General features: G+C 50.1%; 8 protein-coding genes, 1 rRNA gene and 1 other annotated feature. Of the genes, 5 read left to right on the top strand and 4 right to left on the bottom strand.

Annotated elements, in window-relative coordinates; genetic code table 11:
- Positions 1-3 precede the first annotated feature (3 nt).
- Positions 4-1,125 carry a bifunctional chorismate mutase/prephenate dehydrogenase gene (tyrA, locus tag J1781_RS18120; protein WP_217233980.1) on the top strand — a complete coding sequence of 374 codons (1,122 nt, stop codon included), beginning with the start codon at positions 4-6 and terminating at the stop codon, positions 1,123-1,125.
- A 60-nt stretch (positions 1,126-1,185) separates the two neighbouring features.
- Here tyrA and pheA read toward each other — a convergent pair whose 3' ends face one another.
- The 4 genes from pheA to bamD all read right to left on the bottom strand — a co-directional run bounded on the left by pheA (position 1,186) and on the right by bamD (position 4,013).
- Positions 1,186-2,340, bottom strand: coding sequence for a bifunctional chorismate mutase/prephenate dehydratase (pheA, locus tag J1781_RS18125; protein ID WP_217233981.1), 1,155 nt, complete (start codon positions 2,338-2,340; stop codon positions 1,186-1,188).
- A gap of 53 nt (positions 2,341-2,393) precedes the next feature.
- Positions 2,394-2,518 (bottom strand) — a sequence feature (Phe leader region).
- Positions 2,470-2,517 carry a hypothetical protein gene (locus tag J1781_RS26535; protein ID WP_369794779.1) on the bottom strand — a complete coding sequence of 16 codons (48 nt, stop codon included), beginning with the start codon at positions 2,515-2,517 and terminating at the stop codon, positions 2,470-2,472. It overlaps the preceding feature by 48 nt.
- A 134-nt stretch (positions 2,519-2,652) precedes the next feature.
- Positions 2,653-2,997: a ribosome-associated translation inhibitor RaiA gene (gene raiA / locus J1781_RS18130; RefSeq protein ID WP_217219218.1), complete on the bottom strand. Its 345-nt coding sequence runs from the start codon at positions 2,995-2,997 to the stop codon at positions 2,653-2,655.
- A 281-nt stretch (positions 2,998-3,278) separates the two neighbouring features.
- Positions 3,279-4,013 (bottom strand): outer membrane protein assembly factor BamD, encoded by a 735-nt coding sequence (gene bamD / locus J1781_RS18135; RefSeq protein ID WP_217219219.1) that lies wholly within the window; start codon positions 4,011-4,013, stop codon positions 3,279-3,281.
- Between the two features lie 130 nt (positions 4,014-4,143).
- Between bamD and rluD the strand changes: the two genes are divergently transcribed.
- The 4 genes from rluD to J1781_RS18155 form a co-directional block, all read left to right on the top strand.
- Positions 4,144-5,121, top strand: a complete 978-nt coding sequence (gene rluD / locus J1781_RS18140; protein ID WP_129954620.1) for a 23S rRNA pseudouridine(1911/1915/1917) synthase RluD — start codon at positions 4,144-4,146, stop codon at positions 5,119-5,121.
- The gene (gene yfiH / locus J1781_RS18145; protein WP_129954621.1) at positions 5,121-5,858 is read left to right on the top strand and encodes a purine nucleoside phosphorylase YfiH; all 738 of its coding nucleotides are present in this window, start codon (positions 5,121-5,123) and stop codon (positions 5,856-5,858) included. Before rluD ends, yfiH begins: the two co-directional genes overlap by 1 nt.
- Positions 5,859-5,988: 130 nt before the next feature.
- Positions 5,989-8,562 carry an ATP-dependent chaperone ClpB gene (gene clpB, locus J1781_RS18150; RefSeq protein ID WP_129954622.1) on the top strand — a complete coding sequence of 858 codons (2,574 nt, stop codon included), beginning with the start codon at positions 5,989-5,991 and terminating at the stop codon, positions 8,560-8,562.
- Between the two features lie 485 nt (positions 8,563-9,047).
- Positions 9,048-9,246: ribosomal RNA gene (locus tag J1781_RS18155) — 16S ribosomal RNA — on the top strand; the annotation flags it as partial.

A 9,246-nucleotide genomic window follows, 5' to 3' on the forward strand; every position in this document is an offset into this window, starting at 1 on the left:
TTTATGGTGGCAGAACTTAACGCGTTGCGCGATCAGATCGATGACGTAGATAAAGCGTTGTTAGATCTCTTATCACGGCGTCTGGCGCTGGTGGCAGAGGTCGGGGAAGTCAAAAGCCGTTATGGTTTGCCGATTTATGTGCCTGAACGGGAAGCGGCAATGCTGGCTTCACGCCGTCAGGAAGCGCAGAACCTCGGTGTTCCGCCCGATCTGATTGAAGATGTATTGCGCCGCGTGATGCGTGAGTCCTACTCAAGCGAAAACGACAAAGGCTTCAAAACGCTGCATCCGACACTGCGCCCGGTGGTGATTATCGGCGGAAACGGGCAGATGGGGCGTTTATTCACCCGTCTTCTGGAGCTTTCCGGCTATCAGGTAAAGGTGCTGGAACAGGAAGACTGGCCGCAGGCAGAGACGCTGCTGGCTGATGCCGGTATGGTGATTGTCAGTGTACCCATCCACCTGACCGAAGAGGTCATTGCCCGACTGCCTAAACTACCTGAAGATTGCATTTTGGTGGATCTGGCGTCGGTGAAAAACCGTCCGTTGCAGGCGATGCTGGCGGTGCATGAAGGGCCGGTTCTTGGTTTGCATCCGATGTTTGGTCCGGACGTCAGCAGCCTGGCAAAACAGGTGGTGGTGTACTGTGACGGCCGCGAACCTCAGGCCTATCAGTGGTTGCTGGAGCAGTTGCAGGTCTGGGGCGCGCGGTTGCATAAAATCAGCGCCGTCGAACATGACCAGAACATGGCTTTTATTCAGGCGCTGCGCCATTTCGCGACCTTTGCGTACGGCATGCATTTATCAGAAGAGAATGTGCAAATCGAACAATTACTGGCATTGTCTTCACCGATTTATCGTCTCGAACTGGCGATGGTCGGACGGCTATTTGCGCAGGATCCTCAGCTTTACGCTGACATCATTATGTCGTCAGAAAGCAATCTGGCGCTGATCAAACGTTACTATCAGCGTTTTGGTGATGCCCTTGCTCTGCTGGAAAGCGGCGATAAACAAGCATTTATCGATAAATTCAGACAGGTTGAGCACTGGTTTGGCGATTATGCGCCGCGTTTCCTGAAAGAAAGTGGTGCGTTACTGCGCCAGGCAAACGACAATCGCAAGTAATTTCATAAGCAGGTGAACAAAAGGGCGTTGCTTGGTGCAGCGCCCTTTTTGTTTGCGCCATTACAGATCGACGGAGACGACGTTTTCGCTTGGATAACAGCCGAGAACTTTCAGCGAGCGGGTGATAGGTGCCAGATCTTTCAGCGCCTTTTTCATCTCTTCTGAACGCAGGTTCGCCTGCACATCGATATAAAACATCTCTTCCCACGGATTGCCGTTAATCGGGCGTGATTCCAGTTTGGTCATGATAATGCCCTGGTCGCGCAACACCAGAAGTGCGTTCACCAGCGCCCCCGCTTGCTGGCCGGTTGCCATAATCAGTGTGGTTTTAGCCGGAACCTGATCCGTCACTTCAATGGCTTTGCGCGCCAGGATAATGAAGCGGGTGATATTTTCCTGCTGATTCGCCAGATTATGTTCCAGTACCTGCAACTTATACAACGCACCACCGGCTTCGCTGCCCAGTGCGGCCACGTGGGGAGAACTGGCTGCCGCCACTTTTTCCATCGCTGCTGCAGTACTTTCACAGTATTCAATTTTCCAGTGAGGGAAGCGGTTAATGAACTGGCTGCATTGCTGGAAGGGTTGCGGATGGCTATAGACCGTCTGAATCTGCGACAAATCAGTGTCAGTCGCGACCAGTACACAGTGGTTAATAGGATTAGTCAGTTCACCTACAATTGACAAACTGGTGTGTTGTAGCAGATCGTAAACGTCATTGATTGAGCCTGAACTGGTATTTTCAATCGGTAATACTGCGTAATCGGCCTGACCGGTTTCTACCTGAGAGAAGATGTCCTGAAATTTCTGGCAACCACATTCGATGAACTGGTCGAAATGACGGGCGGCAAACTGACGCGCGGCGAGATGAGAATATGAACCTTTCGGACCGAGGAAAGCGATGCGTGCTGAGTCAGAAGGGGTTTTGTTCAAATGTTGCTGCAGGAGCGCCTGCTGCGTGAGAACGGAATCTTCAATGATCAGCTGATAAACACGGGTGATGTAATGCCCGTCAAGTCCCTGCTTTTTTCCTTCCTGAATCAGTGTGTTAATCAGTTCTGCTTCACGTTCTTTATCGCGGATAGGGCGGTGAGAGTGCATTTTGGATTGCGCGACTTCAATTGCCATCGTACGTCGTTCCGCCAGCAGAGCCAGCAGTTTCAGGTCTAATGCGCTGATACGTTCACGCAGTGCCAGTAATGAGTTCTCGGTCATGTTGTTACCCTTTTAAATGTTCTTTCTTTCAGCAAAATGTGTAAAACGCAGGCATAAAAAAAGCCCCCTTTTCAGGAGGCTTTATTGTTCGTCTTCGCATTCATTCTTTCGCGACGAAACGCCTCCCAATCAGGGGAAGGTAAAAAAGAATGCGAAGAAAAACAGACGGGTATTCATGTATGCCTTGTTTCCATGAGTTTGAGCAGAGTCTTAAAGTAACCGCAGGCTTTTCCTTGTGTCAATAACATTTCCTTCAGACACAAAAAACGCGCTCCTCGGAGCGCGTTGTTACTGACATGTCGGATAACCCGGTTATTCCTCTTCTTCCTGCACCGGTTCCAGATTGAGTTCTTTGACGCCGGATTCTGCACGGCGAGCCTCACCCTTATGCTGCGCTTTGTTGAGTTGTCGCTCAAGTTTGGTCGTCATTTCGTTAATCGCAGCGTACATATCATCGTGCGTGGCGCTGGCAACCAGTTTCCCGTTTGGGGTACTGATGGTCGCATCGGCGACAAATCCCTGAGGTTCTTTAGACAGGATTATGTGCGGGTTAATGAGCTGAGTTTGCCATTTATCCAGTTTTTTCAGACGGCTTTCGATGTGTTCACGAATAGCGGTGGTGATGTCCATTTGTTTACTGGTAATGTTGACTGTCATATAACTTACCTCTCTTCTTTCCGTCTCCGATGAATCCAACATACCAGCCTTTTTTACGAAATGCGTCCCCAAACTCACGGTTTTTTGTCACTTTTTGTCAACTTTGGCGTTTATGTGATACAGGGTAATTAATGGCCGGAAAGACCTTGAGACTTCATTCAGGAGCAGGCATGATTGATAGGATCAGTGCGTTATTCTTTCCTGTTTTTCTGTGTTTCCCCCTAGAAAAAAGCCAAAAAAAACGGCAGCCTCAGCTACCGTTTGTCTACGGACATGTAAAATTACACTGCACTGTTAGCCGCAATAATTTTCGCGACTTTATCAGCCTGAGTGTTCAGCTGCAGTTCGCGGTAGGCGTTTTCCATCAACGGCAGCGCATCATGCGTTGCTTTAGTATCCGGATAATCTTTCAGCATTTGCTCTACACGGTTAACGACAGCGACGTAAGCACCGCGTTTAGTGTAGTATTGCACCACTGACAGCTCGTACTTCGCCAAACGATCTTTCAGGAATACCAAACGTTTAGTCGCGTCAGTGGCGTACTGGCTGTTTGGATACGTGTGGATCAGCTGGCTGAAATCACGGAATGCTGCACGTGCATGCTGTGGATCACGGTCTGAACGATCAACACCGAAAAATCCTTGCAGTGCACTGTCATCCAACGCCATATCCGTTAAACCACGCATATACATGACGTAGTCAATATTCGGATGTGTTGGGTTCAGACGCATAAAGCGATCAATAGAAGCCTGAGCCATAGGCAAGTCAGCAGACTTGTAATAGGCATAAATCAGATCTAACTGAACTTGCTGCGAGTAAGGCCCAAACGGATAGCGGTTATCGAGCGCTTCTAATTGCGCAATAGCGCCTTTAAAGTTACCGTCCTGCAGCTTTTGCTGGGCAGTAGCATAAAGGACGTTAGGCGGGTTATCGGGAACCGTTTCTTTGGAACTGGAGCAACCGACCAGCGCCAGGCTCAACGTGGCTGCTGCCACCAGATATTTCACACGCGTCATGACGTTTTGATTATCCTCAGGTGTTATTCTGGGAGACTGTCCGTTAAGCTCCCGACAAAGACCAGCTACAATAGCACATTATTTTAAACGGCATCGCCGTGAAAACCCAACGTTAACCAAGAAGCTGCATATGGCACAACAAGTACAACTCACCGCAACGGTGGCCGAATCTCAACTCGGTCAACGGTTAGATCAGGCTTTGGCCGAATTGTTCCCTGATTATTCAAGATCTCGTATAAAAGATTGGATCCTTGAAGACAGGGTCACGGTCAATGGCAAAAAAGTGACCAAACCAAAAGAAAAAGTGTTGGGTGGCGAGGCTATCGCAATCGATGCGCAAATTGAAGAAGAAGCGCGTTGGCTGCCACAAGATATCGCTTTAGATATCGTGTATGAAGATACTGATATTTTAGTCATCAATAAACCTCGCGATCTGGTTGTTCATCCGGGCGCAGGAAATCCTGATGGCACAGTACTGAATGCGTTGCTGCATTATTACCCGGCAATTATTGATGTGCCGCGCTGCGGCATTGTGCACCGCCTGGATAAAGATACTACCGGCCTGATGGTGGTCGCGAAGTCTGTGCCCGCACAAACGCATCTGGTGACTGCACTTCAGGCTCGCGAAATTACCCGCGAATATGAAGCCGTGGCGATTGGTACAATGACGGCAGGCGGCACAGTGAATGAGCCGATTGCGCGCCATTCCACCAAACGTACACATATGGCGGTCCATCCGACAGGTAAACCGGCGACGACGCACTATCGCATTATGGAGCATTTCCGTGCTCATACGCGTCTGCGCTTGCGTCTGGAGTCCGGACGTACCCACCAGATCCGTGTGCATATGGCGCACATTAACCATCCTCTGTTAGGCGATCAGCTTTATGGCGGCCGCCCGAGACTGCCTAAAGGTGCCTCGGAATCGTTTATTAATATGTTGCGCGGATTCGATCGTCAGGCTCTTCACGCTACCATGCTGCGCCTTTATCATCCGGTCACCGGTATTCAGATGGAATGGCATGCGCCACTTCCCCAGGATATGGTTGACCTGATCAGTGCGCTTAAAGCAGATACCGAAGAGTTCAAGGATCAGATGAACTGGTAATGTGCGCACTTATCAAGCCTCAGTGGCCGCAACCGGCAACGGTGCGGTCATGTGCGACGACCCGGGAGGGTGGTGTCAGTTTGCCTCCTTACGGGGCGCTTAATCTTGGCGATCATGTCGGAGACTGCCCTGAACATGTCGCTTTGAACCGTCAGCGTATAGTCGAACTCGGCGGGCTGCCAGCTTCACCACATTGGCTGGAGCAGGTTCATGGTACCGACGTTGTTCGTTTAACGGCGCATATTCCCCGCAGTCCTTCTTTAATTGCTGATGCGGCTTATACCCGCGAACCAGGTGTTGTTTGCGCAGCAATGACAGCTGACTGCTTGCCGGTGCTGTTCTGCAGCATGAACGGTGATGAAGTGGCAGCAGCCCATGCCGGTTGGCGTGGTTTGTGTGCGGGGATATTAGAAAATACGGTAGCCTGTTTTGACGCCGCTTCCAAAGACATCATGGCATGGATGGGACCGGCAATCGGCCCTTCGCATTTTGAGGTCGGTGGAGAAGTACGCGAAGCCTTTATGGCTGTGAACGGTGCGACATCTGCGGCTTTTAGACCCGTTGGCGCGAAATTTATGGCTGACATTTACCTGCTTGCACGGCTGCGCTTACAGTCGGCTGGCATCACAGCTATCTACGGCGGTGAACATTGCACAGTCACTGACAGCCGCAAATTTTACTCTTACCGGCGCGACGGCGTAACCGGACGGCTGGCAAGTTTAATTTGGCTGATATAACCTATCGAATCAAGACGATCCATCGCGCATAACAGCAGTCCTCTGAATATACTGCCAAGATAACCTTGAAAACGTGAGGGTTGACCTCATTTAATCTCCAGTAGCAATTTTGTTCAGTATTGGAGGTGTTATGCGTCTGGATCGTCTTACCAGCAAATTCCAGCTTGCCCTCGCGGATGCCCAGTCACTCGCGCTCGGGCGCGACAATCAATTTATCGAACCTGTTCACCTGATGAGCGCATTACTCACTCAGGAGGGCGGAACCGTGCGTCCTTTATTAACGGCGGCCGGGGTAGATACCCAGAAACTGCGCACGGACGTTGATCAGGCTTTGGGGCGTTTGCCGCAAGTTGAAGGTACCGGCGGCGATGTTCAACCATCCCATGAGCTGGTACGTGTTTTAAATCTTTGTGACAAATTGGCACAACAACGTGCCGATACCTTTATCTCTTCAGAACTGTTTGTTCTGGCCGTGATGAAAGACCGTGGCTCTTTAACGGATATGTTAAAAGCCTGCGGTGCAACGGCCGATAAAATGACAGCTGCCATCGATCAAATGCGTGGGGGTGAGAAAGTGGATGATCAGAATGCCGAAGATCAACGTCAGGCATTGAAAAAATTCACTATCGATCTGACCGAACGTGCCGAGCAGGGCAAACTGGATCCGGTCATTGGTCGTGATGAAGAAATTCGCCGGACCATTCAGGTTCTGCAACGTCGTACCAAAAATAACCCGGTACTGATTGGTGAGCCTGGTGTCGGTAAAACCGCGATTGCAGAAGGGCTGGCACAACGCATCATTAATGGTGAAGTGCCGGAAGGTCTGAAAAATAAACGTGTGCTTTCATTAGATATGGGCGCGCTGGTGGCCGGTGCTAAATATCGCGGGGAATTTGAAGAACGACTGAAAGGTGTTCTGAGCGATCTCGCTAAACAGGAAGGTAATGTCATTCTGTTTATCGATGAGTTACACACCATGGTTGGTGCCGGTAAAGCCGATGGCGCAATGGATGCCGGGAATATGCTTAAACCAGCGTTGGCGCGGGGTGAACTTCACTGTGTGGGCGCGACGACATTAAATGAGTATCGTCAGTTTATCGAAAAAGATGCGGCGTTAGAGCGTCGGTTCCAGAAAGTGTTTGTTGCTGAGCCTTCTGTCGAAGATACCATTGCTATTTTGCGTGGTCTGAAAGAACGCTATGAGCTGCACCACCATGTGCAGATTACTGACCCGGCCATCGTTGCGGCGGCGACATTGTCGCACCGTTACATTTCCGACCGTCAGTTACCGGATAAAGCGATTGACCTTATAGATGAAGCGGCATCCAGCATTCGTATGCAAATGGATTCCAAACCTGAATCTCTGGACCGTCTGGATCGCCGTATTATCCAGCTCAAACTGGAACAGCAGGCGCTGAAAAAAGAGTCTGATGATGCCAGTGTGAAACGTCTGGAAATGCTGGAAGCCGAACTGAGCCAGAAAGAGCGTGAATATTCTGAGCTGGAAGAAGAGTGGAAAGCTGAGAAAGCGTCACTGACCGGCACCCAGAATATTAAAGCCGAGCTGGAGCAGGCGAAGATTACGCTTGAGCAGGCCCGGCGTGTTGGCGACCTGGGACGTATGTCAGAATTGCAGTACGGGAAAATTCCTGAGCTTGAAAAACAACTGGCTGCAGCGACCCAGGCGGAAGGTAAGACCATGAAACTGCTGCGCAACCGCGTGACAGATGTGGAAATTGCCGATGTGCTGGCGCGCTGGACCGGCATTCCGGTGGCGCGGATGCTTGAAAGTGAACGTGAAAAACTGTTGCGTATGGAAGAAGAGCTGCATAACCGCGTGATTGGCCAGAATGAAGCGGTGGAAGCGGTATCAAATGCGATTCGTCGTAGTCGCGCAGGGCTGTCAGATCCAAACCGCCCGATCGGGTCATTCTTGTTCCTGGGGCCGACGGGTGTAGGTAAAACCGAGCTGTGTAAGGCGCTGGCAACATTCCTGTTTAACAGTGATGACGCGATGGTTCGCATCGATATGTCGGAGTTTATGGAGAAACACTCAGTTTCACGTCTGGTCGGTGCGCCTCCGGGTTATGTCGGTTATGAGGAAGGTGGCTATCTGACAGAAGCGGTTCGTCGCCGTCCTTACTCTGTCATTTTATTAGATGAAGTAGAGAAGGCGCACCCGGATGTGTTCAACATCTTATTACAGGTGTTAGATGACGGTCGCTTAACGGACGGGCAGGGCAGAACGGTCGATTTCCGTAATACGGTGGTCATTATGACTTCTAACCTGGGCTCTGACATTATTCAGCAGCACTTTGGCGAGGCGAGCTATGCGCAGATGAAAGAATCAGTCATGGAAGTGGTTACACACAGCTTCCGTCCGGAATTCATCAACCGTATAGATGAAGTCGTTGTGTTCCATCCGCTGGGCCATGCGCATATTAAAAATATCGCGAAGATTCAGTTGGAGCGTTTGTATAAACGTCTGGAAGAACATGGCTACTCGGCAACGCTGACCGATGCGGCGCTTGAATTGCTGGGTAATACCGGATTTGACCCGGTTTATGGTGCGCGTCCATTGAAGCGTGCTATCCAGCAAGAGATTGAGAACCCGCTGGCTCAGCAAATCTTGTCCGGCAAGCTGATCCCAGGTAAGCCAATTACTGTCGATGTGGAAAATGATCACATCATCGCAAGACAGTAAATAGATAAGTCGCGGTCTTAAACGGGCTCCGGAGCAATCCGGGGCCCCTTTTTTATACATTTCTTGTTCGTTATTAATTCGTTTGATGGATTTATGAACATTTGATAAAAAAAGTGAAATTAGCCCTTGCGGCCTGCTGAGAACTCCCTATAATGCCGCTCCATCGACAGGGAACAACGTGAACAACATCACGAAGTGACCGGGTCGGAAAGATTAAAAACAGCGGCAACCGGATGAAATAAACGGTTGACACTGAATGAGGAAAGCGTAATATACGCCACCTCGAGTTAGCAAGCGAAAGCGCGTAACTCACTGCTCTTTAACAATTTATCAGACAATCTGTGTGGGCACTCACAAGACGATATCAGCCACTTCGGTGGCAAAAAATATCAAGTCTTAGAGTGACCAAGCAGTAATTCATTTAGTTGAATTATTACGAAGTAATCTCTGAGCACCGCTTAACGTGTTTAAGCAAATCGAACTTTTAATTGAAGAGTTTGATCATGGCTCAGATTGAACGCTGGCGGCAGGCCTAACACATGCAAGTCGAGCGGCAGCGGGAAGTAGCTTGCTACTTTGCCGGCGAGCGGCGGACGGGTGAGTAATGTCTGGGAAACTGCCTGATGGAGGGGGATAACTACTGGAAACGGTAGCTAATACCGCATGACCTCGAAAGAGCAAAGT

This window comes from Rahnella perminowiae, assembly GCF_019049695.1.
GTDB classification, from domain to species: Bacteria; Pseudomonadota; Gammaproteobacteria; order Enterobacterales; family Enterobacteriaceae; genus Rahnella; species Rahnella perminowiae.

Bases quoted from the DNA above. Each gene is read 5' to 3' on its own strand.
- clpB (WP_129954622.1), top strand. From the start codon at position 5,989: ATGCGTCTGGATCGTCTTACCAGCAAATTCCAGCTTGCCCTCGCGGAT.
- yfiH (WP_129954621.1), top strand. From the start codon at position 5,121: ATGTGCGCACTTATCAAGCCTCAGTGGCCGCAACCGGCAACGGTGCGG.
- tyrA (WP_217233980.1), top strand. From the start codon at position 4: ATGGTGGCAGAACTTAACGCGTTGCGCGATCAGATCGATGACGTAGAT.
- raiA (WP_217219218.1), bottom strand. From the start codon at position 2,997: ATGACAGTCAACATTACCAGTAAACAAATGGACATCACCACCGCTATT.
- pheA (WP_217233981.1), bottom strand. From the start codon at position 2,340: ATGACCGAGAACTCATTACTGGCACTGCGTGAACGTATCAGCGCATTA.
- bamD (WP_217219219.1), bottom strand. From the start codon at position 4,013: ATGACGCGTGTGAAATATCTGGTGGCAGCAGCCACGTTGAGCCTGGCG.
- rluD (WP_129954620.1), top strand. From the start codon at position 4,144: ATGGCACAACAAGTACAACTCACCGCAACGGTGGCCGAATCTCAACTC.